Raw genomic sequence first — 23,173 nt, forward strand, 5'->3', positions numbered from 1 at the left:
GTCGTCGAGGGGCGGTAGCCAAGCTGGTCAAGGCAGTCGGCTCATAACCGAACGATTCGCGGGTTCAAGTCCCGCCCGCCCTACGTGCAGATGAAACGCAAGCGCGAGGACGACCACGACGCAGCTGGTCCGACGCCGAACGTCACGTTCCAGGTGAACCGTGGTGGCACCGGCGTGCGCGTCAACGCCTTCCGCATCGGGTTCATGGGTGCCATCGGTGTGCTCGTCGCGCTGCTCGCCGGCACCATCATCGGCGAGCTCAGCACCGTCCTCGTCTACATCGGGGTCGCGCTCTTCCTCGCGCTCGGCATCGACCCGCTCGTCTCGTTCCTCGAGCGGCTCATCCCGCGGTGGGCGGCGATCACCGTCGTCGTCGTCGGGGTCCTTGCGGCGTTCGCCGGGGTCGTCTTCGCGGTCGTCCCGATCCTGGTCGAGCAGGCGACGAACCTGATCCAGAACTTCCCCGAGGTCGTCGACGACATCTCGAAGCAGCAGTGGGTGCAGGACCTGTCGAAGCAGTTCGCCGGGTCGTTCGACATCGACCACGCGCTCGAGTCGGTGCAGTCGTTCGTCGAGAACCCGGGCAACCTGCTCAGCGTCGGCGGCGGCATCCTGGCGGTCGGCAGCGGCATCCTGTCGGGGCTCACCGGCGTGCTCATCGTCCTCATCCTGATGCTCTACTTCCTCGCGTCGATGCGGGGCATGAAGCGTGCGGCGTACCGGTTCGTGCCGGCGTCCCGCCGCGAGAACTTCATCGACGTCAGTGAGCAGATCACCCAGGCGGTCGGTCGGTACGTCGTCGGCCAGGTGTCGCAGGCACTCATCAACGGCATCCTGAGCCTGGTGTTCCTGCTCATCATCGGTGCGCCGCTGCCCGTGCTGCTGGCCTCGTTCGCGTTCCTCGGCTCGCTCATCCCGCTCGTCGGCACCCTCGGCGCCGCGATCGTCATCTCGTTGCTCTGCCTCTTCGCGTCGCCCGCCACAGCACTCGCCGCGGCGATCTACTACCTCGTCTACATGCAGGTCGAGGCGTACCTCATCTCGCCGCGCATCATGTCGCGTGCCGTGCAGGTGCCCGGGGCCCTCGTGGTCATCGCCGCGGTGGCCGGTGGCACGATCGGCGGCGTGCTCGGTGCCCTGGTCGCCCTGCCCGTCGCCGCGTCGATCATCATCATCGTGCAGAAGGTCATCTACCCGCGGCAGGAGCTGGCGTGACGGACGCCGCCGCCGACTTCGCCGACCACGTCGCCGAACGCGATCGCTGGGCAAGCAGTCCCCGTGGCCCCTTGGCTCTCGTGAACGCCCAGCACGTCGACCACCCGCAGCCGGTGTGGCCGGTCCCCGGCACCTGGGCACCGACGGTCGGCGGCCTCGCGGTGACGGCCGCCGCCACCGACGGTGTCGTCGTGGACGGCGTCCCGGTGGACGGCACGGTACTCGTCCCCGGTGACACCGCCGTGGTCCCGTCCGCCGTCGCGTTCCCCGACGGCTTCGCGGGCACCGTGTCCGGCTCGACGCTGCGCATCTGGGACCCCGCGGCGGAGCCGATCCACCGCTTCGCGCGCATCGCCCGGTTCGACCGGTCCGACGACTGGGTGCGTTCCGGCACGTACGTCCCGCTGGACGCCGGTGCGGGCGACGACCGGGAGGCCCGTGGCAGCGTCCTCGACGCCGCCGGCGACGCCCTGCCGGTCGCCGGGCACATCGAGACGGCCGTCGGCAGCACGACCATGCGGTTCGTCGCGGTCCGGTCCGCGGCGTTCCGGGGTGCGCCGCGGCTGCAGCTCATCGTGCAGGACGCCACGAGCGTCCTCGCCGAGGACGACCCAGGCAGCACGTACTCGATGGGCCGCTTCCTGTACCTCGACGACCCCGGCACCGCGGGCCCGGTCGAGCTCGACTGGAACCTGCTCGTGCTGCCGCCCTGCGCCTTCTCGTACCAATTCGCCTGCCCGATCCCGCCGGCCGAGAACCGCGTGCCCGCGCCGATCACGGCGGGGGAGCGGCACCCCGTCGACGCTGCGGGCACCGTCCTGCACTGAACCGGACCGCGCTCGGCGGGGTCCTTGCCGTTCCCAGCCGGAACGCTGCATAATGGGCGTGTCCTGTCGGGACATCACAATCGCATACCGAATGGTTCCGTGGCTCGCAGCCGCTCGGATCCTCCGCACCAGGTCGATGGGGAAGTCGCACCTGACGTATCGGAGGAACCGTGAACGGAACGACGACAGGAGTGCTCTACGTGCACTCCTCACCCCGCGCGCTCTGCCCGCACGTCGAATGGGCAGCAGGTCGCGCGATGAACCGCGCCGTGAACTTCTCGTGGCTCGATCAGCCGGCACAGGACGGTGCCCGGCGGACCGAGTTCACCTGGACCGGCGCGGTCGGCGCCGGTGCCGCGATCGCCTCCGCGCTGCGTGGCTGGGAGCACCTGCGCTACGAGGTGACCGAGGAACCGACGACCGAGTCCGACGGTGGCCGCTGGATGCACACGCCTGACCTCGGCGTCTTCTATGCGCAGACCGACGTGACCGGGAACATGGTCATCCCCGAGGACCGCGTCCGGTACGCGATGGAGGTCGCGGGCAGCAACGCGCTCGAACTCCACCGTGAGCTCCGGCTCGCGCTCGGACAGGCCTGGGACGACGAGCTCGAGCCCTTCCGCCACGCGGCCGAGGGCAACCCCGTCGTCTGGCTGCACCGCGTCGGCTGACCCGTCGTCGGGCACTGGACGGTGCCACCGAACGACGGAAGCCCGCCCCGACGACGCGGGACGGGCCTCCTGGCAGGGTGTGACGGATCAGACGCTGCGGAACGCGACCACGGCGTTGTGGCCGCCGAAGCCGAACGAGTTGCTCACCGCGAGGAGGTCGCCGTCGGGCAGCGCGCGCGGCTCGCGCGCGACGTCCATGACGATCTCCGGATCCTGGTCGTTGAGGTTGATCGTCGGCGGCGCGACACGGTTGTGCAGCGCGAGGACCGTGAACGCGGCCTCGATCGCACCGGCGCCACCGAGGAGGTGCCCCGTCGACGCCTTGGTCGCCGACACGACGATGTCGTCGAGGTGGTCCCCGAAGACGCGACGCATGGCGTGGTACTCGGCGACGTCGCCGACCGGGGTCGAGGTGGCGTGCGCGTTGACGTGCACGACGTCCTCGCGGCTGGCTCCGGCGTGGTCGAGGGCCTGCAGGACCGCACGGGCGGCAGCGCTGCCCTCGGGGTCCGGTGCCGTGATGTGGAACGCGTCCGAGGTGATGCCGGCGCCGGCGACCTCGGCGTAGATGGTCGCACCGCGGGCCTCGGCGTGCTCCTTCGACTCGAGGATGAGCGCCGCGGCGCCGTCACCGAGGACGAAGCCGTCACGGGTGACGTCGTACGGACGCGACGCGGTCTCGGGGGAGTCGTTGCGGCGCGACAGGGCCTGCATCGCCGCGAACGCCGCCAGGGGCAGCGGGTGCAGTGCGGCCTCGGCGCCACCGGTGATGACGATGTCGGCGTCTCCGTCGGCGACGTGGCGGTACGCCTCGGCCAGCGACTCGGTCGACGAGGCGCAGGCCGACAGGTAGGTGCGGGCGCCGCCACGGGCGCCGAACTCCATCTCGATGGCAGCGGCCGGACCGTTCGCCATGAGCATCGGGACCGTCATCGGCAGGACCCGACGCGGGCCCTTCTCGCGCAGGGTGTCCCAGGCGTCGAGCAGGGTGTTCACTCCGCCGATGCCGGTCGCCCAGTCGACGATCAGGCGCTCGGGGACGACGGACTCGGCGTCGATGCCGGCGTCGGCCCACGCCTCACGCGCCGCGACGAGCGACAGCTGCGACGAGGGGTCCAGGCGCTTCGACTCGGGGCGGGTGAGCTGGTCGGTGAGGAACCGACGTGCCTGGCCGGCGAACTCCACGGGGAGTTCGAGCTCGGCGTAGCGCGGGTCCTCGATGCGGGTGATGCCGGACTTGCCGGCGAGCAGCGCGTCCCACGTTTCCGGGGCAGTCGCGGCGAGGGGTGAGATCGCACCGATCCCGGTGACGACGACGGTCTTCTTGGTCATGGAACGACGGTTCTTTCGTTGGGGAACAAGATGAGCGCCGCGGCCGACGGTGACCGCTGGCCGCGGCGCTCAGGAAGCTCGTGTCAGGCCTGGGCCTTGACGATGTAGTCGACCGCGTTGCCCACGGTCTTGAGGTTCTTGACCTCTTCGTCCGGGATCTTCACGTCGAACTTCTCCTCGGCGTTGACCACGATGGTCATCATCGAGATGGAGTCGATGTCGAGGTCGTCCGTGAAGGACTTGTCGGCGGCGACGGTGTCGGTGGCGATACCGGTCTCGTCGTTGATCAGCTCGGCCAGGCCGGCGAGGACTTCTTCGTTGGACAGGGCCATGAGTTTCTCCTTGAGGGGGGTGTCGTTTGACCGTGGACCAGCCTAGGGCACGCAGCGTGCTCGCGCCCGGAGACTCGTCGGGGTGGTCGCTGGTCGCGCGGGATGCGCGGCCGGGTGGGTTCGGGTTCGCCGGGTGGGCGAGTCAGGGGAGCACGACGACCTGGGCGCCGAACACGAGCCCGGCACCAAAGCCGATCTGCAGGGCGAGCCCGCCGGACAGCTCGGGGTGTTCCTCGAGCAGGCGGTGGGTGGCGAGCGGGATGCTCGCGGCGGAGGTGTTGCCGGTGGTGGTGATGTCACGGGCGATCGTGACCGACTCGGGCAGGCCGAGCTGCTTCGCGAACTCGTCGATGATGCGGATGTTCGCCTGGTGCGGCACGAACGCCGCGAGGTCCTCCGGTCGGACACCGGCGGTCTCGAGCGCTTCGCGGGCGACCTTCACCATCTCCCACACGGCCCAGCGGAAGACCGTCTGGCCCGCCTGGCGCATGGTCGGGCGGGGCGCGCCGGCCTCCCACTCGTTGTAGGTCGCCGTCATGCCGATGGCGTCCCACTTCGAGCCGTCCGAGCCCCAGATGGTCGGGGCGATGCCGGGGAAGTCGCTCGGGCCGACGACGGCCGCGCCGGCACCGTCACCGAGCAGGAACGAGATCGAGCGGTCGGTCGGGTCGACGACGTCGCTGAGCTTCTCGGCACCGACGACCAGGACGTGGTCGGCGAGGCCGGACTTGATGAACGAGTCGGCCTGGGCGATGCCGTAGGCGTACCCGGCGCACGCGGCGCTGATGTCGTACGCGGCGGCGGGCGTCGCGCCGATCCGCTCGGCGAGCAGCGACGCCATCGACGGGGTCGCGACGGTGTGCGTCACGGTGCTGACCAGCACGACACCGATCTGGTCGGGGGACAGGCCGGCCTTCTCGATCGCCTCGCGCGCGGCGGCCTCGGCGAGGTCGACGGCCTCGACGTCCTTGCCGGCACGCTTGCGCGTGATGATCCCGGTGCGCTGGCGGATCCACTCGTCGGACGAGTCGATCGGGCCGACCAGGTCGTCGTTCGGCACGACGTTCTCGCCGCGGGCGGCGCCGAAGGCCAGGATGCGGGTGAACTCGTGGCCGCGGCGCTGGGAGAGTGCGGGACGTTCGGTCATGCGGTGGCGTCTGCTTCCTGGTCCGCGCGCTGCAGCAGGTCGATCGCTGCGGGCAGGTCCTCGGGGGTCTTGATGGCGACGGACGGCGTGCCGCGCAGGCCGCGCTTGGCGAGCCCGACCAGGGCGCCGGCCGGCGCGAGCTCGATGATGCCGGTGACGCCGGCGGCCGCGAACGACTCCATCACGGCGTCCCAGTGCACGGGGCTCGCGATCTGCTGGACCATCAGGTCGACGAACCGGCGACCGTCGTCGACCCGTGAACCGTCGGCGTTGGTCCAGATCGGCAGGGTCGGGTCGTGCACCGTGGCGGCCGCGGCGACCGGGGCCACGCGCTCGACCGCGGGCGCCATGAAGTGGGTGTGGAACGCACCGGCGACCGCGAGCGGGACCACGCGGGCCTTGGCGGGCGGGTCCGCCACGAGCGCGGCGATGCCGGCGGCCGTGCCGGCGACGACGGTCTGGCCGCCGCCGTTGTGGTTCGCGGGGACGAGCCCGTGGGACTCCAGTGCTGCGGCGACCGCGTCGGCGTCGCCACCGAGCACGGCGGCCATCGAGGTCGCTTCGAGGGCAGCGGCGTCCGCCATGGCCCGGCCGCGCTCGGCGACGAGCGACACGGCGTCGGTCGGCTCGAGGACCCCGGCGACCGCAGCGGCGGTGAACTCGCCGACCGAGTGCCCGGCGACCCCGCCGACGAGCGCACGGCGGCCGTCGGCCAGCAGCGCGTCGGCGGTCACGAGACCGGCGGCGACGATGAGGGGCTGCGCGAGCGCGGTGTCCTTGATGGTGTCGGCGTCCGACGTGGTGCCGTGTGCGGCGAGGTCCACCCCGATCGACTCGGACCACTGCCCGACACGTTCACGAACGGCGGCGTCCTCGAGCCAGGGGGCGAGGAAGCCGGGGGTCTGGGAGCCCTGTCCGGGCGCGACGACGACGATCACCGGACAATCCTGTCGCTCATGCACCGCGGGGCCCGTGTGGGCTTCCCACACGAAACCCCGCGTGACATTGTCGGTTCCCTACCGGCGAGGGGTGATGCGGCGACGACCCGTGGCCGATTCGGACATCGCGCCGAGGATCAGGGCCGACTGCACGATCAGGGCGTCCCGAGCGTGCGTGGCGTCCCACCCGATGATGTCCGCGACGCGGCGCAGGCGGTAGCGGACGGTGTTCGGGTGCACGAAGAGCTCGCGCGCCGTGGCCTCGAGCGAGCGTCCGGTGTCCAGGTAGCACCACAGGGTCTGCAGGAGCTCGGTGGACTGGTCCTTGAGCGGCACGTAGATGCGCTGCACCAGGGCGGACCGGGCGAGAGGGTCGCCGGCCAGGGCGCGTTCGGGCAGCAGGTCGTCGGCCAGCGCCGGACGGGGGACCCCGCGCCATGCCCGCGCGACGGCGAAGCCGGCGAGGGCTGCCTTCGCGCTGGTCGAGGCGTCGACGACCCCGGGGACCTCGTTGCCGAGCACCAGGTGGCCCTCGCCGAACAGCGGCTCGAGCGCCTGCGCGATCGCCGTGAACGAGACCGGGTCCTCGCCCTCGGGCACGTCGTCCCGCGGGGTCGAGCGCCCGATCACCACGACGAGGCGCGAGCCCTGCACGCCGACGAGCACGTCGGCGTCCATGTGCCGGGCAGTGCGGCGGACCTGGTCGACCTCGAGCTGCTTCGGTGCCGTGCCGACGAGCACCGCGACCTCGCCGTGCCCGTGCCACCCGAGGGCGGCGATGCGGGACGGCAGCTCGTCGTCGTACTCGCCCGACAGGATCGAGTCGACCACGAGTGCCTCGAGCCGGGCGTCCCACAGCCCGCGGGCCTCGGCAGCACGGGCGTAGACGTCGGCCGCCGCGAAGGCGATGTCGCGGGAGTACTTGAGGATGGCCTCCTGCAGCATCTCGTCGTCGGCGGCGCGCTCCTCGACCACCGTGACGACCACGCGGATGAGCTGCAGGGTCTGCTGCAGGCTCACCGAGCGCAGCAGCTCACGCGGGGCCGAACCGAAGACGTCGGCCGCGGCGATCCACGGTGTCGACGCGGTGCCTTCGAGCCAGCTGATGAACGAGGTGATGCCCGCCTGGGCGACGAGGCCCACGGCGGAGCGGCGCCCCGGCGGCATCTCGCTGTACCAGGGAAGGGTGTCCTCGAGGCGCTTGATCGTGGCGGTGGAGAGTTCTCCGGACACCTGACGGAGCCAGGAGAGCGCCCGCTCGCGCGCGCTCTCCTGGCTCTGGGCCTTCGACAGGCCCTCGGTGTCCGGCTGGACGGGCGTCACCTGCTGATCAGCTCTCGCCGCCCGCGCTGCCCGTGGTGCCGGCGGTCACGTCGTGCAGGCGGTACTTGTCGATCGCCTGCTGGACGAGTGCGCCGTCGACCTTGCCCTGGCGGGCGAGCTGCTGCAGCGTCCGCACGACGACCGAGGGGCCGTCGATGTGGAAGAAGCGACGAGCGGCCGGACGGGTGTCCGAGAAGCCGAAGCCGTCGGCGCCGAGCGTGGCGTAGTCGGTCGGCACGAACGGGCGGATCTGCTCCTGCACCTGGTGCATGAAGTCGCTGACGGCGACGACCGGCCCTTCGGTGGCGAGCAGACGCTCGGTGACGTACGGCGTGCGCGGCGACTCGTTCGGGTTGAGGAACGCGTGCTGCTCCGCGTCGAGACCGTCGCGGTACAGCTCACCCCAGCTCGTGACGCTCCAGACGTCGGCGGAGACGCCCCAGTCCTCGGCGAGGAGCTGCTGCGCCTCGAGGATCCACGGCACGGCCACACCGGAAGCGAGCAGCTGGGCCTTCGGGCCGTCGTGCTCGCTCGGCTTGAGCAGGTACATGCCCTTGACGATGCCGTCGACGTCGATGCTCTCGGGCTCGGCCGGCTGGACGATCGGCTCGTTGTAGACCGTCAGGTAGTACATGACGTTCGGGTCGCTGTGCTTCGGCGAGCCGTCCTCGTTCGTGCCGTACATCCGGTCGAGGCCGGCCTGCACGATGTGCCCGATCTCGTACCCGTACGCGGGGTCGTACGACACCACGGCCGGGTTCGTCGTCGCGAGGAGCAGCGAGTGGCCGTCGGCGTGCTGCAGCCCCTCGCCCGTCAGCGTCGTGCGACCGGCGGTGGCGCCGATCATGAAGCCACGGGTCATCTGGTCGCCGGCGGCCCAGATGGCGTCACCCGTGCGCTGGAACCCGAACATCGAGTAGAAGACGTAGACCGGGATGAGCGGCTCGCCCTGCGTCGAGTACGAGGTGCCCACCGCGGTGAACGCGGCCATGGCCCCGGCCTCGTTGATGCCGACGTGGATGATCTGGCCCTGCGGGCTCTCCTTGTACGCCAGGAGCAGCTCGCGGTCGACCGAGGTGTAGTGCTGGCCGTTCGGGTTGTAGATCTTCGCCGTCGGGAAGTACGCGTCCATGCCGAACGTGCGGGCTTCGTCCGGGATGATCGGCACCACGCGGTTGCCGAAGTCCGGGGAGCGCAGCAGGTCCTTCAGCAGCCGGGCGAACGCCATGGTGGTGGCGATCTCCTGCTTGCCGGAGCCCTTCTTGACGACCTGGTACTTCGCGTCCTCGGGGAGGGTGATCGAGGTGTACTTCGTGCGACGCTCCGGCACGTAGCCGCCGAGCGCGTGACGACGCTCGTGCATGTACTGGATCGCCTCGTCGTCGTTGCCCGGGTGGTAGTACGGCGGCGTGTAGGGGTTCTCCTCCAGCTGCGAATCGGAGATCGGGATGCGCATCTCGTCGCGGAACTGCTTGAGGTTGTCGAGCGTGAGCTTCTTCATCTGGTGGGTCGCGTTGCGGCCCTCGAAGCTCGGGCCGAGGCCGTAGCCCTTGACCGTCTTCGCCAGGATGACCGTCGGCTGGCCCTTGTGCTCGGTCGCGGCCTTGAACGCGGCGTAGACCTTGCGGTAGTCGTGGCCACCGCGCTTGAGGTTCCAGACCTGGTCGTCGCTGTAGCCCTCGATGAGCTCGAGCGCCTTCGGGTCGCGCCCGAAGAAGTTCTCGCGGACGTACGCGCCGTTCTCGGCCTTGTACGTCTGGTAGTCGCCGTCCGGCGTCTGGTTCATCAGGTTGAGCAGCGCGCCCTCGGTGTCGCGGGCGAGCAGGTCGTCCCACTCACGCCCCCAGACGACCTTGATGACGTTCCAGCCCGCACCGCGGAAGAACGCCTCGAGCTCCTGGATGATCTTGCCGTTGCCGCGCACCGGACCGTCGAGTCGCTGCAGGTTGCAGTTGATCACGAAGTTCAGGTTGTCGAGGCCGTCGTTCGCCGCGACCTGGAGCTGTCCGCGCGACTCGACCTCGTCCATCTCGCCGTCGCCGAGGAACGCCCAGACCTGCTGGTCGGAGGCGTCCTTGATGCCGCGGTTGGTCAGGTACTTGGCCTGCTGCGCCTGGTAGATCGCGTTGATCGGGCCGATGCCCATCGACACGGTCGGGAACTGCCAGAAGTGCGGCATGAGCCGCGGGTGCGGGTACGACGACAGGCCGCCGCCGGCGTGGGACTTCTCCTGACGGAACCCGTCGAGCTGGTCCTCGCCGAGACGCCCTTCCATGTAAGCGCGGGCGTACATCCCGGGGGAGGCGTGGCCCTGGAAGAACACCTGGTCGCCGCCGGACGCGTGGTCCTGCGCGCGGAAGAAGTGGTTGTAGCCGACCTCGTACAGCGCGGCGCTCGACGCGTACGTCGAGATGTGGCCGCCGACGCTGATGCCCGGACGCTGCGCGCGGTGCACCGTGATGGCCGCGTTCCAGCGGATCCACCGGCGGTACCGGCGCTCCAGTTCCTCGTCGCCGGGGAACTCGGGTTCGTTCTCCGGCGCGATGGTGTTCACGTAGTCCGTCGTCGGGACCATCGGCACACCGAGGTGCAGTTCCTTGGACCGCTTGAGCAGGCTCAGCATGATCTCGCGACCGCGCTGGTGTCCGTGGGTCTGGACCAATCCGTCGAGGGACTCACGCCATTCGGCGGTCTCCTGCGGGTCCTGGTCGTTCGCCCCGGTGCTGTACGGGTCCTGGTCGTTCACCGTCACCCTTGACCTCGTTCGTTCTCGTGGTGGTGGACATGGTGGCTCCGGTGGTCGGGTCACGACCGGATGGGGCCCCGTCCACTCTAGGCCCCAGCACCGACGGTGATGCTGATGGTGCGGTGCACGTGGCGGGTGCTTGCATTCGGGTGCGGTCGGCGTAGCATGGCCGATCGTGCACACGCGACCCGCGTGCGCACGGACCCGACGGGTACACCCCACACCCGAGGAAGAAGCACACGTCCCGATGGCTCTCGAGATCGGCTCTCTCGCGCCGGACTTCGAGCTCCCGAACCAGTTCGGTGAGCACGTCCGACTCAGCGACTTCCGCGGCAACCGCCCGGTCGCACTCGTCTTCTTCCCGCTCGCGTTCTCGTCGAACTGCACGAACGAGCTCTGCGCCCTGCAGGACAACGTCGCGATGTTCCAGGACCAGCGCGTCGAGCTGATCGGCATCTCGGTCGACTCCAAGGCGACGCTCCGCTCCTTCGCCGAGCTCAACGGCTACGACTTCGAGCTCCTCGCCGACTTCTGGCCGCACGGCGCGGTCTCGAAGGAGTACGGCGTCTTCCTCGAGCACAAGGGCTTCGCCACCCGCGCGACCTTCGTCATCGACGTGCAGGGCCGCATCAAGGCCTCGATCATCACCGAGCCCGGCCTGCAGCGCGACGTCGCCGAGTACAAGGCCGCGCTCGACCGCCTCGCCGCCTGCACCGCACCCGTCCCGGTCGGCTAGCGTTCCGAATCCCTCCTGCGACGCATCCGCGTCGACAGCGGACAGGAGGCCCGGTGCACGCCATCGACACAGACGCACGTGACCGTGTGGTCACCACCGAGGCCTACGCCCCCTACCCGGTGTCGCCCACGCCCGCCACGTGGCACCTCCGGCGCACCGAGCTCCTGACGCCCGCCGGACCCGTCGTGGTGCACCACCGCCCGGGTCCCGACCCGCTCCTGCTGCTGCACGGCGTCGCGGGCTCCTGGTCGACGTGGACCCCGCTGCTGACCGCGGCGCACGGCGTCGGTGACCGTGGCCTGGTGCTCGTCGATCTGCCGGGCTGGGGTTCGTCCCCGGCTCCGGAGCACCCGTTCGACCTCGACGACGTCGCCGTGTCGCTGGTCACGGTGCTGGATGCACTCGGGATCACGACGGTGGACGTCGTCGGGCACTCGATGGGGGCCTTCGTCGGGATGCACCTGGCGGTCGTCGCACCCCGGCGCGTGCGCTCGGTCGCCCTGGTGTCCGGCACGACCGTCGCGACCGCGGACGCCGCACGGCACCCGCTCCGAGGGCTCCGGACGTTGCCGTCGTTCACCCTGCTGCGTGCGGGCCTGTCGATCACCGGCGAGGCCGCGCGGCAGATGCTCCGGGCGCTGTCCCGCGTCGGGCTGCTGCCGCTGCTCGCCGCGCCGGTGTTCACGCACGTGCGGCGCCTCGACCGCAGCGTGCTCGACGCCTTCGTCCAGGAACTCCGGCCGACCCGGTTCACCGACGCGGCGCGGACCGCTGCCGGCTACGACCTCGGCCGCTGGCGGGGGATCACCTGCCCGGTCACCGCGATCGCCGGGCGCGACGACGTGTTCGCGCGCGTCTCGGACCTCGAGGCCCTTCGGGAGCTCGTGCCGCAGGTCCGCACGGTGCTGCTCGACGACTGCGGGCACTTCGCGCACGTCGAGCACCCGGACGCCGTGGCGCGGGAGCTTGCACTCGCCTGACGCTCGCGCGGGCTGTCGTTGCGCGCGCATGTTCCGACGAAGCACGCTTCGATCGACCGGTGGATCGTCGGAACATGCACACGCACCTGATGCGTGCGCACACTGCGACAGACCACGAGTCGATCCGCTCGTGGAACGTCGCTCGATGCACACGCACCGGAGCCGGTCGACGGGTCAGGCGGGGACGGGGAACGTCGCCGCGACGCGGGAACGCACCTCGGCGCGCACGGCGCGACGCATCACGGGGGAGAACAGCGAGTGGTCGCCGTCCTCGACCCGCACGATCGACACCGAACCGCGCCGACCGACACCGCCGTAGCGGCGCAGGGCCTTCTGTCCGCCGAGCCGGTCGAACAGCGCGGCGTCGTCCGGGGCGGCGATCACGACGACGTCGGTGCCGTGCTCCACGAGCGGTCGGACGTGCTCGACGACGCCGCCGACCCGGTCCCGCCGAGCGATCCACTCGCGCAGGGCCTTCGGCACGACGGCGTTGTACCGCCGGCGGACCCACAGCCGACGTGCCGAGGGAGCGTCGACCGCGCGGACGGCGTCCTCGTAGCTGCCGGGGGCCGCCGGCTGCCGGCGGTAGTCGTTCGGGCTGATCTCGACGACCAAGCGCGGGGCCTCGTCCGCCGACCGACCGGCGAGCCACGCGCCGGCGCACATGCCGACGAGCACCAGGCGGTCCGAAGGGGTACCGAGGTCGGCGACGACGGCGGACTGGTCCTCCACCCACTCCTGGGCGAAGAGGAAGCTGCGTTCGTCCTCGCGCACGCTGGTGCTCTCGCCGGTGGCACGGCGGTCGACCCGGACGACGCGGGCGCCGTCTCGCGCGAGCGCACGGGCGAGGTCGACCTGGTAGTCGGTGGCACCGACCCGGTGTTCGGCGGCGCCGTTGTGCAGGACGACGAGCGGGGCGTCGTGGTGCTGGGCGGACGACACGGTCTCGACGGCGAACAGCGCGTCGGGGCCGAGGTGGACGATGCGCTCCGACACGCGGCCGTCGACGTCCAGGACCTCGTCGAGCACGGGCGGCACCACCTGCGCCGCAGCGGTCGGCGCCCAGGCATCCAGCCAGGCGACGGATCGGTCGACCGCGGCTCCGGGGATCCGGGCGTGGATGCTCGTGCCGTCGAGCAACTCGGCGCTGCCGGGCACCTCGACGGTCTCGACGGGTCCGAGGGCCTTCGGCGCGCGGGTCTCGGGCCGCACCAGCGCCACGGTCGGACCGGTGCGCGGCGCGAAGGCGAGGGCGGAGAGCGCCGTCGCCTCGTCGGGTTCGACCTCGATGCCGATCAGGCTCTCGACGCCGTCCACGATCCGCTCGCTGCCGATCGTGATCGTCGCGAGGGCACGTTGCCGACGGAGCCAGCCCCGACCGGACGCCGGGGCGTCCCAGACGAGCAGGGCGTCGGTGTCCTCCGCGGCGGCCGCGGCGACGAGGGCTGCGGAGGCGAGTCCGACGAACGCGACGTGCTGCACTCCCGACGTACGGAGCACGGCGGCCGCGTGGCGTGCGGACCGGACCTGCGCGTCGGGGTCGGTGTCGGGTGCACCGTCACCACGTCCGGACGGGTCGTAGCGCACCGAGGCGATGCCACGGGCCTCCAGGCGGTCTGCGAGCAGGCGGAGCGTGCGGTACGCGATCACGCCCTCCTGTCCCAGCGGCGGGCAGATGACGACGCCGGCCCGCGCCGCGGGCGGTAGCTGCACGGCGGCCCGGACGGCCGGCGAACCGGACCATCCGTGCAGCGTCGTCACAGCTCGAGTGCCGCGCGGACCGACGCCGGCCAGGCGTCGACGTCCGTGCCGTGGGCGGCGAACAGGGCGATGGTGATGCGCTCCAGGCCGAAGGCGATGCAGGCGCTGTGGGCGACCTCGCCGTCGGCGGTGCGGAGGCCGAACGAGGTGCCGAAGTGGTCCTCGTGCAGGTTCGCCGAGCTGATCGCCGTGGTCGGGTGGTCGTCACCGTAGACCGGCGTGACGAACTCGAACTTGAGCGCCTGCTCGACCTGGTTGCGGGCGAGCATCTGCCCGACGCGGCCGAAGAACGGGTCGTTGGCGGGGACGACGTCGATCTCGAGGCCGAACGACTCGAGCAACTCGCGCATCACCGGGATCCGGCCGTCGCGGTGCTGCTGGGCCGACGCCGGCGTGCCGATGTGCACGAACTCGTGCATGTGGAAGGCCTGCAGGCGCATCGGGTCGAGCGACGGCTCGCGGCGGAAGGAGTCGCCGACGATGTCGAAGAAGCGGCCCTCCTGCGGGATCGTGTCGCCGACCAGGCCGTACACCGGGTGGCAGACCGCGGGGGTGAGCATGAGGTCGGCAGGCTCGAGGAAGCCCTCCCAGCGCTCACCGCGCTCGCGGGCGGCGAGCAGTGCCCGGTGCGTGCGGTCGTCGCCGGTGAAGCCGGAGATCGACGCGGCGAGGTCCGGGAACGACGCGATGTAGTCGGTGCGCTCGAACGCGGCGAGCGGCTCGACCGGCGGGAACCGCAGCACCTCGGCGTCGAGGTCCTGCTGGCTGTGCTCGGCTGCGGCGTCGACGGCCGTGTACACGCGCTCGAACACGCCGGTGCGGCCGTACAGCCCGGGGGAGCCGAGGTCGATGAGCACGCGGTCGGCGAGCAGGCGGGCACGGAGTGCGGCGCGGGCGGCGTCGAGGTCCGGAGCGGTGGTGGTGGTGGGGTCCGTGAGGGTCACAGGATCACTCCCGTCATGAGGGCCAGGTCGGCGTCGTTCTTGAGGAGACGGTCGTTGCTCACCATGACGGCGGCACCGTGGGCGTCTCGGAGGTGTCGGGCGATGCTCATCGGGCCGGAGGCCGCGTAGCCCGCGATCCCGACGATCCGCATCGCCTTCGTGACGATGTCGGTGACGCGCTCGGACGCCCCGATCTTCAGGGCGTTCGCGGCGAGGGCGTACGCGCTCGAGGCGAGCACCTCGGGATCGTCGGCCGCGGCGTCGAACCGCTCGGCGGCGTGCCGGACCGAGTCGGCGAGGGCCTGCAGGTCGACCAGGAGTTCGGCGAGCCGGAGTGCTCCGGGCGGGGTCGTCCCGATCGCGGCGCGAGCCTGCTTGCGGACGGCGGTCCGGGCGCGCTCGCTCGCCGAGGCGGCGATGCCGAGCCACACCGAGGCCCAGAGCACGTGCGACACCGGCAGGACCGTCTGCGCCGAGATCGCGGCGTAGTCGTCGCGGAACACCCGGTCGACGGTGGTCTCGGTGTCGAGGATCCAGCCGTTGCTGCAGGTCCCGCGCAGCCCCATGGTGTCCCAGGTGGAGGTCTGCGACAGCAGCATCGAGTCGGTCCGGCAGATGAGCAGCCGCTGGTCGGAGGCCGGGGCGTCCGGGTCGCGGCGGGCGGTGACGAACACCGCGTCGGCCTCGGTGGCGTACGAGATCACCGGCGCGTCCTTGCGCAGGCGGATCCGGCCGTCGTCGGTTGCCTCGATCGAGCACGTGGAACGACGGGCGTCGCCACCGACCCCGCGCTCCGTCGTGGCCGAGGCGACGAGTGCGCCGTCGCGGACCGCGGCGATGGTCTCGAGCACGCCGGCACCGTCGCCGCCGTGCCGCCAGAGCGCCATCACCTGGCCCTGGTGCATCGCGAAGACCATCCCGGTGGCGGCACAGGCACGCCCGAGCTCGGTGGCGATCGCGGAGAGCTCGGACACCGAGGCGCCCTCGCCCCCGTGCTCGGCGGGGACGGCAGCGGCGAGCAGACCGTACTCGCGCATCGCAGCGATGGCCTCGCGCGGCGGACGGGCGTCGCGGTCGACCTCGTCCGCGAACTGCGCGGCGACCGCGGCGACGGCGGCGGCACGCTCGGCGAACCGGTCGACGACCGCGGTCGCCGCCATGGTCAGGGTCACGAGGCGAGCTCCGCAGCGGCCACGATCGACTCGACGGTGGCGAAGGTGGACCGGTTCAGGACCGAGTCGGGGAACTCGACGTCGAGCTCGGACTCGACGGCGAGCATGACGTTCACCGTGGCGTGCGACGACAGCCCGAGCGCGTACAGGTCGGCGATCGAGGCGACGTCCTGCGCGTCCACGGTCAGGCGCCCGTGGTCGGCGAGAGCGCGGCGGACGGCCTGCTCGATCGCCGGGTCGGCGAGCGTCGCGGTCGTGGTCGCCGTCGGTGCGGTCGTGCTGGAGAGCTGTGGTTCCTGGTCCATGACGGCAACGATAAGGAAGACCGGGCCTCGGGAAACCGCCGTGCGGGTGCGCGAAACCGCACGGCGTCCGACGCCCCTGTGCGGTGGTACAGGGTGGCGCGGGGGAGGGTGCCGGTGCGCCCGTCAGCGGTCGGACAGCGCGACCGCCGTCGCCACGGCCAGCCCCCGCTCGTGCGCGAGTGACACCGCGATCGGGCCGCACCCGACCGACTCGGCCAGCGCGGCGGCGGCCCCGGTCAGCTCGACCGTCGGCGCCCCGCGGTCGTCGAGGACGATCGCCACGTCGCGCAGCGGGATCGCCTGGTCCGGAGCGGGACGGAGGAGCTTCACGACCGCTTCCTTGCCCGCGAACCGTGCCGCCAGACGCTCCGGGTCGTCGCCCGCGTCGGTACGCTCCCGCACGGTGAAGAGCCGGTCCAGGTACCGCTCACCGTGGGCGGAGATGCCCGCCACGACGTCCTCGACCGCGGCGAGGTCGGTACCGGTCCGGATCGTGCCCATGGCAGCAGGCTACGCACGTCTCGGTGGCCCCGCATGCCGGCAGCGGCATGGGCGTCGGAGGGGGTTCGTATGATCGGTGCCAGAGACCACCGAGGGGGAACCGATGGCATCACCGTGGACCGGCATCATCGAGGACGCGCGACACTACCCGTCGCCGCACAACTCGCAACCGATCGTCGTGCGCGTCGAGGACGACCGCACCGCGACCGTGTTCTACGACCTGCGACGGGGGCTGCCGGCGGAGTCCTTCGGCATCCCGTTCGGGCACGTCTGCGCGGGGGTGTTCCTGGCCGGGCTCGAGGTCGTCGCCCGGGCGCACGGTTTCTCCGTGCAGGAGCGGCTGGACCACGCCGAGATGGACTTCGGCCGGCTGGACGGCGCGGCCGACGACCACCTGCACCGCTTGGGCAGCGTGACCTTGCGTCCGAGGGCGGTCACGGCGGACGACCGGGAGGCACTGGCCCGCTTCCTCGCGCGGCGCACCTCACGCAGGCCCTACGACGCCACCCTGGTGGACGACTCAGCGATCGAGGCCGCGTCCGCCATCGCGTCGGCAGCCGGGCAGCGCTTCCGCACCACGTCTGACCGGCCGACCGTCGACGAGATCGTGCGCGTCAACCAGGAGACGCTGTTCGACGACCTGCAGCACGACGCCGTGCACGACGAGATCCTGCACTGGCTGCGGTTCTCGAAGCGGCAGGCCGCGACGACCGGCGACGGTCTGTCGGCCGAGACGATGCTCATGCCCGGACCGGTGCTCCGGTTCGCGATGGAGCACCGCGGGCTGTGGGAAGCCCCCGGCGTCGGCGGGGTCTTCAAGCGCGTGTACCTGTCGACCATGCGCGGGGTCCGGCAGCTCGGCTGGCTCGAAGGGCCGTTCCGCACGCCGGCCGAGTACGTCGAGGCCGGCCGGGTGTTCATGCGGATCTGGCTCGAGTTCACCGCGCGGGGGATCGCCCTGCACCCGTTCGGCACCGTGATCACGAACCCGCGGTCGCACGCGGCCTTCGTCGAACAGGCCGGCGTCGACGAGTCCGACGGCCGGATGGCGTGGATGCTGTTCCGCTTCGGGCACAGCGCGCCACCGCCGTTGGCACACCGTAGACCGGCGGCCGCGATGACGGTCGGGGGTGCACGGTGAAGCGCGCGGCGGTCTTCACGGTCGTGTGGGTCGTCGAGACCTTCGTGGCGCTCTTCATGCCGCGCGTCGGCACCCACAAGCTCCTGCTCACGCCGGGCATCGAACCGCTCCGCTGGACCCTCGGACGCTGGCGTGCCTGGCGGACCGTGGAGCGGGCTGCGAAGCGGGTGCCTGCGTACGGGGCCTTCCTGGCGGAGGCGGGGCGGGCCTCCCGTCCGTTCCGTCTCGACACGCGTGGCGGGATCGCCGCAGCGATCTCGGGGCTGCCCGAGATGGACAAGGAGTCGTACGTCAAGCGGTGGAGCATCCCCGAGCGCTGCGTCGATGGGCGGCTGCCACGGCGCGGGGTCGTCGTCGACGAGTCGAGCGGGTCGAGCGGCACGCCGACCAGCTGGGTGCGCGGTCCCGACGAACGCCAGGCCACACGGCAACTGCTGCAGCTCGGGTTCTCGCGCACCGCGAAGGACCTGCCGAAGCAGCCGTTCGTGCTCAACGCGTTCTCGCTCGGGGCGTGGGCCACCGGCATGAACGTGACGGCGTCGCTCACCGAGTCGTCGATGATCAAGTCGATCGGGCCGGACCGCGACAAGATCGTGCAGACGATGCGCGAGTTCGGCACCGACTTCACGTACATCATCTGCAGCTACCCGCCGTTCCTGAAGGCGCTGTTCGAAGACGACCGTCTCGACTGGAGCGAGTACACGATCGTCGCGGCGTTCGGTGGTGAGGGCATCAGCGAGAACATGCGAGCCCACATCGAGCAGTACGCGCAGGCCGTCCTCGGGTCGTACGGGGCGAGCGACCTCGAGATCAACCTCGGCATCGAGACGCCGTTCAGCGTGCAGCTGCGTCGGGCGATCGCGGCGTCGCCCGAGCTGTCCGCCGCGCTGACGAAGCAGGCCGAGTACGGCGTGCTGCCGATGGTGTTCCAGTTCAACCCGTTCGGGTACCTGATCGAGACGAACGAACTCGGCGAACTCGTCGTCACGATCACCCGGTCCGAGAACATCAGCCCGCGGATCCGGTACAACATCCACGACCGCGGGCACGTCGTGCGGATGCGTCCACTGCGGCAGACGCTCCGCGCACACGGCTTCGACGAACTCGCCGACGCCGCCGAGCTCGACCTGCCGCTGCTGTTCCACTACGGCAGGTCCGACCTGTCCGTCGACTACAACGGCGCGGTCGTCGCACCCGACGTCGTGCGCGACGTGGTCTACGGCGACCCGGAGCTGCTCGAGGCCGTCGAGAACCACCGGCTCATCAGCTACGAGGACGACCGGGGCGACCGCCAGCTGCACATCGCGTTCCAGCTCGCGGCGGGCGCCGGGTCCTTCGACTCGGACGCGGCGCGCCCCGCGGTCATCGCCGAACTGCGGCAGCTGAACAAGGACTTCTCGAACGCGATCCGGACGGCGCCGCCGGGCACGCTGCCGACGGTGGCGTTCTACCCGTACCGGACGGGGCCGTTCCGCGAGGACGGCAAGAAGCTCAAGAACGAGTACGTGTGGCAGTTGCCGGCCGGCTCGGTGGAGCAGTGGGAGCTCGACCTGGCGTGGGTCGCGCCGAAGGAGGCGTGAGCGGGCGGTGCGGTTCCGCGCGAGGTTCCGTCTTCGGTGCGAGTCCCGGCGGGTCGCACCGGGTACGGAACCTCGCAGCGTTCGAGCTAGCCGTACTGCGGCGGCCAGTCGAACGGGGCTGGCAGGCGCGGGACCTCGCCGATCGTCGTGACGATCAGGACGACCTCGCGCCGGTTCGTCAGCTCGATGGAGCGTGGGTTGCCGATCGTCCGGCGCCCGTCCACCCACACCGTGAGCTCGCCGCGCAGGCCGCCGACGTGTTCCGGACCGAGCGAGACACCCCACTCGTCGAAGAACTGGCCGAGCGTGAACGTCTGCTCGGTGGGGGACTCGACGTGCACGATGCCCGAGGTGTCGTGCGTGTGGATCTCGGCGGCGAACTTCCCCCGGTCCGAGTGCCCGATGTTCGCCGGGACCGTCACCGGGGTGTCGCCGTCGAGGATCGTCAGGTGGGTGTGGACGTGCTCGGCGAGCCGCTCGCCCCACACGTTCCGCAGCCCCGCCGCGTCGGCACGGGCGGACAGGTCGGTCGGCCGCGGCCAGGGCGGAGCGTCGCGCGACGCCCCCGCCTCCGGCGCTGCGCAGCCGGACAGCAGCAGGAGTGCTGCCACCGCGACCGCGACGACGCGGGTCCTCACCAGCGGTCGTGGACCGTGGCGCGGAACCACGTGTCGTAGAGGTCGCGCACCGTGGCGTCCAGGCCGTCGATCTCCGGCAGGTCGCCGGCCGCCGCGTTCGACCGGGCCTGCTCCGGGTTGCGGGCTCCGGGGATCGCCGCGGTCACGCCGTCCTGTGCGATGACCCAGGCGAGCGCCGCCTGCGGCACCGAGACGGCGTCCGGCAGTGACGCTGCGAAGGTCTGTGCCGCGCGCACGCCGTCGTCGTAGTCCACACCGCTGAACGTCTCGCCCTGGTCGAAGGCCTCGCCGTGGCGGTTGTAGTTGCGGTGGTCGCCCTCGGCGAACGACGTCTCCGTCGTGTACTTGCCGGACAGCAACCCCGACGCCAGCGGGACGCGCGCGAGGATGCCGACCCCTGCCTCCAGGGCCGCCGGCAGCACGCGGTCCAGCGGCTTGAGCCGGAACGCGTTGAGGATGATCTGGACGCTCGCGACGCCGGGCCGGGCGATCGCTGCGAGTGCCTGGTCGGCCGTCTCGACGCTGACGCCGTAGGCGGCGACCGAGCCGTCGGCGACCAGCGCGTCGAGGGCGTCGTACACGGCGTCGTCGCCGATGACCTCGGACGGCGGGCAGTGCAGCTGCACCAGGTCGAGCGTGTCCTGCCGCAGGTTCGTGCGGGAACGGTCGACCCACTCGCGGAAGTTCGCTGCGACGTAGTTCGCCGGGACCTGCTCGGCGCGGCGCCCCATCTTCGTCGTGACCGTCACCGGCACGTCGGGGTTCGATGCGCGCCATGAACCGATGAGCTGCTCGCTGCGACCGTCGCCGTACACGTCGGCGGTGTCGAAGAGCGTGACACCGGACTCGACCGAGGCGTCCATCACGGCGTTCGCGTCCGCCTCGCTCACCGGACCCCAGTCACCGCCGAACTGCCACGTACCGAGACCGATGGGGGAGACTTCGCGGCCGGTGCGACCGAGGGTGCGACTCTGCATGCCGCCGAGCGTAGTCAGCGGGCTCCGGCGGTCGCTCAGCCGATGGTCCCGCGCGGTCGCTCAGCCGATCGTGGAGACGCCGCGGCGGAGCAGCGCACGGGCCGCTCGAGCACGGGGGATGACCCACACCGCCGCCCACAGGACCATGCCGGCCCAGAGCAGGATCAACATCGTCGTGATGAGGGCGTCGTGCTGGTCACGCATCGACCACGTCATCGCGATCCACAGCGTGCCGAGGACGACCTTGCCCCAGCCGGCTCCCTCGCGGTCGGCCTGCGCCTGGACGAGCGGGATCCACAGGTCGGCGGGTACTCCGACCGGGATCTGGCCCTCGGCGACCCAGTCGCGGACCAGGACTGAGTTCTCGTACCCGCCCTCGGCGCGCCAGGACCGGAGCTGCAGGTACACGGCGATCGCGGCACCTGCCGCCGCGGACGGGATGCCGACGGAGACCAGGACGGTGGTGGTCGCCTCCGTCCACGACGACAACACGAGCATGACGAGGACGACCGCGAACGCGGCACCCGTCACCCCGGAGCCGAGGAGCCGCAGCCGCCCGGATTCGTCGAGGACACCGGCACCGTTCACGAGGGAGAGGGTACCCGCCACCCCCGGGGTTCTCGGGTGCGGGTGCGCCCGAGGTTCCGCGGTGCGCCCCGAGGTTCCGAAATCTCGGCACCTCGGGCCGCTGTTCGCCCGGGATCGGCACCTCGGTGATCATCGCGCGGCATGTCGTGGAACCTCGCCACGTCCTTTTGGTTCGGACTGGAGGCCCGTCCCGCGTCGTTCTCCACAGATGCGTCCCACCGGGGTCGGGCCCGGCGCCTCGTGCGCGATGCTCTCGTCATGGGGAGCCGAGCACGACATGACCACTCGCCGAGGCCGTTCCTGGTGCGGCAGGCCATCGCGGCCGGAGCGAGCCCTGCGCGATTGACCCGTCGAGACCTCAGGGCGCCGGTCCACGGCGTCCGGGTCCGAGCGGACGTGCCCGTGACGGTCGTCGAAGCGATCGCCGTCGTCCTCCGGAGCGACCAGTTCGTCAGCCACACCACGGCCGCACGGCTCTGGGGAGCGCCACTCCCGTCGCGCCTCGACGACGAGCTCGTGCACGTGACGGCGATCGGGACCGCGCCGATCATGCGCCGGCCGCAGGTCGTCCCGCACCGGACACGCGTCGAGGGCTTCCGACCGCATCTCGTCCGCGGCATCCCGGTCAGCCCGCCGGCACGCGCATGGTTCGAGTCGGCGTCGCTGCTCACCCCGATCGAGCTCGTCGTGCTGGGTGACCACCTCGTCGGCCCGAGCGGCCTCGCCACCATCGACGGACTGGCGGCCGCGGTCGTCGCGGGGACTCGCTCGGCACGACGAGCACGAGCGGCGCTGGACAAGGTGCGGACAGGAGTCGAGTCACCGATGGAGACCCGTCTCCGGCTCGGAGTCGTCGACGCCGGGTTCCCGGAACCCGAGGTGAACGTCGACGTCGTGGACGACCGCGGTTCGTTCCTCGGCCGCGCAGACCTCGCCTGGCCGACGCTCCGGATCGCGCTCGAGTACGACGGCGACCACCACCGTGACCGCCGCACGTTCCAGCACGATCAGCGCCGGTCGAACGGGTTCGCGGTGAACGGCTGGATCGTCATCCACGCGACAGCTGCCGACACCGGGCGTCCGGCCGTGCTGTTCGAGCGACTCCGACAGGCGTTCGTCCAACGCCAGGTCGAGGGTCGGGCCCGCCGCGCGGCCTGACGAGGCTCCGAAGCGCCCCGATGCCGGGCGGACTCGTTGCGCCGAGGTTCCACAACTCGCCGCCCGTTCGTCGCCGAGGTTCCACAGCGACGCGCTCAGGGCCGCGAGATGCCGAGATTTCGGAACCTCGGGGGACGCAGCCGGGACGGGCGCGAGCGACG

Annotated in this window: 22 protein-coding genes and 1 tRNA gene; 9 read left to right on the top strand and 14 right to left on the bottom strand. The window is 71.4% G+C overall.

All coding sequences use genetic code 11. The features are described from left to right. Nucleotides 1-8 precede the first annotated feature (8 nt). From GVL05_RS09330 to GVL05_RS09345, 4 genes are all read left to right on the top strand, one after another. Nucleotides 9-83 (top strand) — tRNA-Ile (locus GVL05_RS09330). 7 nt (nt 84-90) lie between these two features. Beyond that, complete coding sequence (locus tag GVL05_RS09335; RefSeq protein WP_185094211.1) at nt 91-1,215, top strand: AI-2E family transporter; 1,125 nt, start codon at nt 91-93, stop codon at nt 1,213-1,215. Further along, nucleotides 1,212-2,042: a DUF1684 domain-containing protein gene (locus GVL05_RS09340; protein ID WP_159572985.1), complete on the top strand. Its 831-nt coding sequence runs from the start codon at nt 1,212-1,214 to the stop codon at nt 2,040-2,042. The genes GVL05_RS09335 and GVL05_RS09340 overlap by 4 nt, the downstream gene beginning before the upstream one ends. Nucleotides 2,043-2,212: 170 nt before the next feature. Then, nucleotides 2,213-2,713: a DUF3145 domain-containing protein gene (locus tag GVL05_RS09345; protein ID WP_235035923.1), complete on the top strand. Its 501-nt coding sequence runs from the start codon at nt 2,213-2,215 to the stop codon at nt 2,711-2,713. Nucleotides 2,714-2,800: 87 nt separating this feature from the next. Here GVL05_RS09345 and GVL05_RS09350 read toward each other — a convergent pair whose 3' ends face one another. The 6 genes from GVL05_RS09350 to aceE all read right to left on the bottom strand — a co-directional run bounded on the left by GVL05_RS09350 (nt 2,801) and on the right by aceE (nt 10,537). Further along, nucleotides 2,801-4,045, bottom strand: coding sequence for a beta-ketoacyl synthase (locus GVL05_RS09350; RefSeq protein ID WP_123292578.1), 1,245 nt, complete (start codon nt 4,043-4,045; stop codon nt 2,801-2,803). 83 nt (nt 4,046-4,128) lie between these two features. Continuing rightward, nucleotides 4,129-4,377, bottom strand: a complete 249-nt coding sequence (locus GVL05_RS09355; RefSeq protein WP_017886710.1) for an acyl carrier protein — start codon at nt 4,375-4,377, stop codon at nt 4,129-4,131. A gap of 142 nt (nt 4,378-4,519) precedes the next feature. Beyond that, nucleotides 4,520-5,524, bottom strand: coding sequence for a beta-ketoacyl-ACP synthase III (locus GVL05_RS09360; RefSeq protein WP_123938256.1), 1,005 nt, complete (start codon nt 5,522-5,524; stop codon nt 4,520-4,522). Further along, nucleotides 5,521-6,462 (bottom strand): ACP S-malonyltransferase, encoded by a 942-nt coding sequence (locus GVL05_RS09365; protein ID WP_159572986.1) that lies wholly within the window; start codon nt 6,460-6,462, stop codon nt 5,521-5,523. The genes GVL05_RS09360 and GVL05_RS09365 overlap by 4 nt, the downstream gene beginning before the upstream one ends. 78 nt (nt 6,463-6,540) lie before the next feature. Continuing rightward, the gene (locus tag GVL05_RS09370) at nt 6,541-7,755 is read right to left on the bottom strand and encodes a CdaR family transcriptional regulator (RefSeq protein WP_111085717.1); all 1,215 of its coding nucleotides are present in this window, start codon (nt 7,753-7,755) and stop codon (nt 6,541-6,543) included. Between the two features lie 37 nt (nt 7,756-7,792). Further along, complete coding sequence (gene aceE / locus GVL05_RS09375; RefSeq protein WP_159572987.1) at nt 7,793-10,537, bottom strand: pyruvate dehydrogenase (acetyl-transferring), homodimeric type; 2,745 nt, start codon at nt 10,535-10,537, stop codon at nt 7,793-7,795. 241 nt (nt 10,538-10,778) lie between these two features. Here aceE and GVL05_RS09380 point away from each other — a divergent pair, with 241 nt between their 5' ends. Continuing rightward, nucleotides 10,779-11,267, top strand: coding sequence for a peroxiredoxin (locus GVL05_RS09380; protein WP_111085695.1), 489 nt, complete (start codon nt 10,779-10,781; stop codon nt 11,265-11,267). A gap of 53 nt (nt 11,268-11,320) precedes the next feature. Next, on the top strand, nt 11,321-12,247 hold the full coding sequence (locus GVL05_RS09385) for an alpha/beta fold hydrolase (protein ID WP_159572988.1): 927 nt from the start codon (nt 11,321-11,323) through the stop codon (nt 12,245-12,247). Nucleotides 12,248-12,421: 174 nt separating this feature from the next. Here the strand turns inward: GVL05_RS09385 and GVL05_RS09390 are convergent, their stop codons facing one another. The 5 genes from GVL05_RS09390 to GVL05_RS09410 all read right to left on the bottom strand — a co-directional run bounded on the left by GVL05_RS09390 (nt 12,422) and on the right by GVL05_RS09410 (nt 16,930). Next, nucleotides 12,422-14,008, bottom strand: a complete 1,587-nt coding sequence (locus GVL05_RS09390) for an alpha/beta fold hydrolase (RefSeq protein WP_159572989.1) — start codon at nt 14,006-14,008, stop codon at nt 12,422-12,424. Next, nucleotides 14,005-14,952, bottom strand: coding sequence for an amino acid--[acyl-carrier-protein] ligase (locus tag GVL05_RS09395; RefSeq protein WP_159572990.1), 948 nt, complete (start codon nt 14,950-14,952; stop codon nt 14,005-14,007). The genes GVL05_RS09390 and GVL05_RS09395 overlap by 4 nt, the downstream gene beginning before the upstream one ends. Then, nucleotides 14,949-16,124: an acyl-CoA dehydrogenase family protein gene (locus tag GVL05_RS09400; RefSeq protein ID WP_200849193.1), complete on the bottom strand. Its 1,176-nt coding sequence runs from the start codon at nt 16,122-16,124 to the stop codon at nt 14,949-14,951. Before GVL05_RS09400 ends, GVL05_RS09395 begins: the two co-directional genes overlap by 4 nt. Then, nucleotides 16,121-16,429 carry an acyl carrier protein gene (locus tag GVL05_RS09405; protein ID WP_123292585.1) on the bottom strand — a complete coding sequence of 103 codons (309 nt, stop codon included), beginning with the start codon at nt 16,427-16,429 and terminating at the stop codon, nt 16,121-16,123. The genes GVL05_RS09400 and GVL05_RS09405 overlap by 4 nt, the downstream gene beginning before the upstream one ends. A 123-nt stretch (nt 16,430-16,552) precedes the next feature. Continuing rightward, nucleotides 16,553-16,930, bottom strand: a complete 378-nt coding sequence (locus tag GVL05_RS09410; protein ID WP_131920443.1) for a holo-ACP synthase — start codon at nt 16,928-16,930, stop codon at nt 16,553-16,555. Between the two features lie 103 nt (nt 16,931-17,033). On the opposite strand from GVL05_RS09410, the gene GVL05_RS09415 reads away from it, so the two are divergent. Together GVL05_RS09415 and GVL05_RS09420 are read left to right on the top strand one after the other, a co-directional pair. Beyond that, entirely contained in the window at nt 17,034-18,071 is a 1,038-nt protein-coding gene (locus GVL05_RS09415) for a hypothetical protein (RefSeq protein ID WP_159572991.1), read from the top strand. Further along, a complete protein-coding gene (locus GVL05_RS09420) occupies nt 18,068-19,651 on the top strand; it encodes a phenylacetate--CoA ligase family protein (RefSeq protein WP_235035924.1) in 1,584 nt (527 codons plus the stop codon). The genes GVL05_RS09415 and GVL05_RS09420 overlap by 4 nt, the downstream gene beginning before the upstream one ends. An 86-nt stretch (nt 19,652-19,737) precedes the next feature. Here the strand turns inward: GVL05_RS09420 and GVL05_RS09425 are convergent, their stop codons facing one another. From GVL05_RS09425 to GVL05_RS09435, 3 genes are read right to left on the bottom strand one after another with little or no spacing between them, the layout of a single operon-like run. After that, a complete protein-coding gene (locus GVL05_RS09425; RefSeq protein WP_159572992.1) occupies nt 19,738-20,289 on the bottom strand; it encodes a hypothetical protein in 552 nt (183 codons plus the stop codon). Beyond that, nucleotides 20,286-21,266 carry an aldo/keto reductase gene (locus tag GVL05_RS09430; protein ID WP_159572993.1) on the bottom strand — a complete coding sequence of 327 codons (981 nt, stop codon included), beginning with the start codon at nt 21,264-21,266 and terminating at the stop codon, nt 20,286-20,288. The genes GVL05_RS09425 and GVL05_RS09430 overlap by 4 nt, the downstream gene beginning before the upstream one ends. Before the next feature lie 60 nt (nt 21,267-21,326). Beyond that, nucleotides 21,327-21,854 (bottom strand): hypothetical protein, encoded by a 528-nt coding sequence (locus tag GVL05_RS09435; RefSeq protein WP_159572994.1) that lies wholly within the window; start codon nt 21,852-21,854, stop codon nt 21,327-21,329. A gap of 402 nt (nt 21,855-22,256) precedes the next feature. Here GVL05_RS09435 and GVL05_RS09440 point away from each other — a divergent pair, with 402 nt between their 5' ends. Beyond that, nucleotides 22,257-23,012 carry a hypothetical protein gene (locus GVL05_RS09440; RefSeq protein ID WP_159572995.1) on the top strand — a complete coding sequence of 252 codons (756 nt, stop codon included), beginning with the start codon at nt 22,257-22,259 and terminating at the stop codon, nt 23,010-23,012. Nucleotides 23,013-23,173 lie beyond the last annotated feature (161 nt).

Source organism: Curtobacterium sp. 18060, assembly GCF_902706105.1.
GTDB lineage: Bacteria > Actinomycetota > Actinomycetes > Actinomycetales > Microbacteriaceae > Curtobacterium.

What these genes read in the sequence shown, in the direction of transcription:
- GVL05_RS09335 (WP_185094211.1), top strand. Translation starts at nt 91, where the DNA reads ATGAAACGCAAGCGCGAGGACGACCACGACGCAGCTGGTCCGACGCCG.
- GVL05_RS09355 (WP_017886710.1), bottom strand. Translation starts at nt 4,377, where the DNA reads ATGGCCCTGTCCAACGAAGAAGTCCTCGCCGGCCTGGCCGAGCTGATC.
- GVL05_RS09350 (WP_123292578.1), bottom strand. Translation starts at nt 4,045, where the DNA reads ATGACCAAGAAGACCGTCGTCGTCACCGGGATCGGTGCGATCTCACCC.
- GVL05_RS09410 (WP_131920443.1), bottom strand. Translation starts at nt 16,930, where the DNA reads ATGGGCACGATCCGGACCGGTACCGACCTCGCCGCGGTCGAGGACGTC.
- GVL05_RS09360 (WP_123938256.1), bottom strand. Translation starts at nt 5,524, where the DNA reads ATGACCGAACGTCCCGCACTCTCCCAGCGCCGCGGCCACGAGTTCACC.
- GVL05_RS09415 (WP_159572991.1), top strand. Translation starts at nt 17,034, where the DNA reads ATGGCATCACCGTGGACCGGCATCATCGAGGACGCGCGACACTACCCG.
- GVL05_RS09430 (WP_159572993.1), bottom strand. Translation starts at nt 21,266, where the DNA reads ATGCAGAGTCGCACCCTCGGTCGCACCGGCCGCGAAGTCTCCCCCATC.
- GVL05_RS09380 (WP_111085695.1), top strand. Translation starts at nt 10,779, where the DNA reads ATGGCTCTCGAGATCGGCTCTCTCGCGCCGGACTTCGAGCTCCCGAAC.
- GVL05_RS09405 (WP_123292585.1), bottom strand. Translation starts at nt 16,429, where the DNA reads ATGGACCAGGAACCACAGCTCTCCAGCACGACCGCACCGACGGCGACC.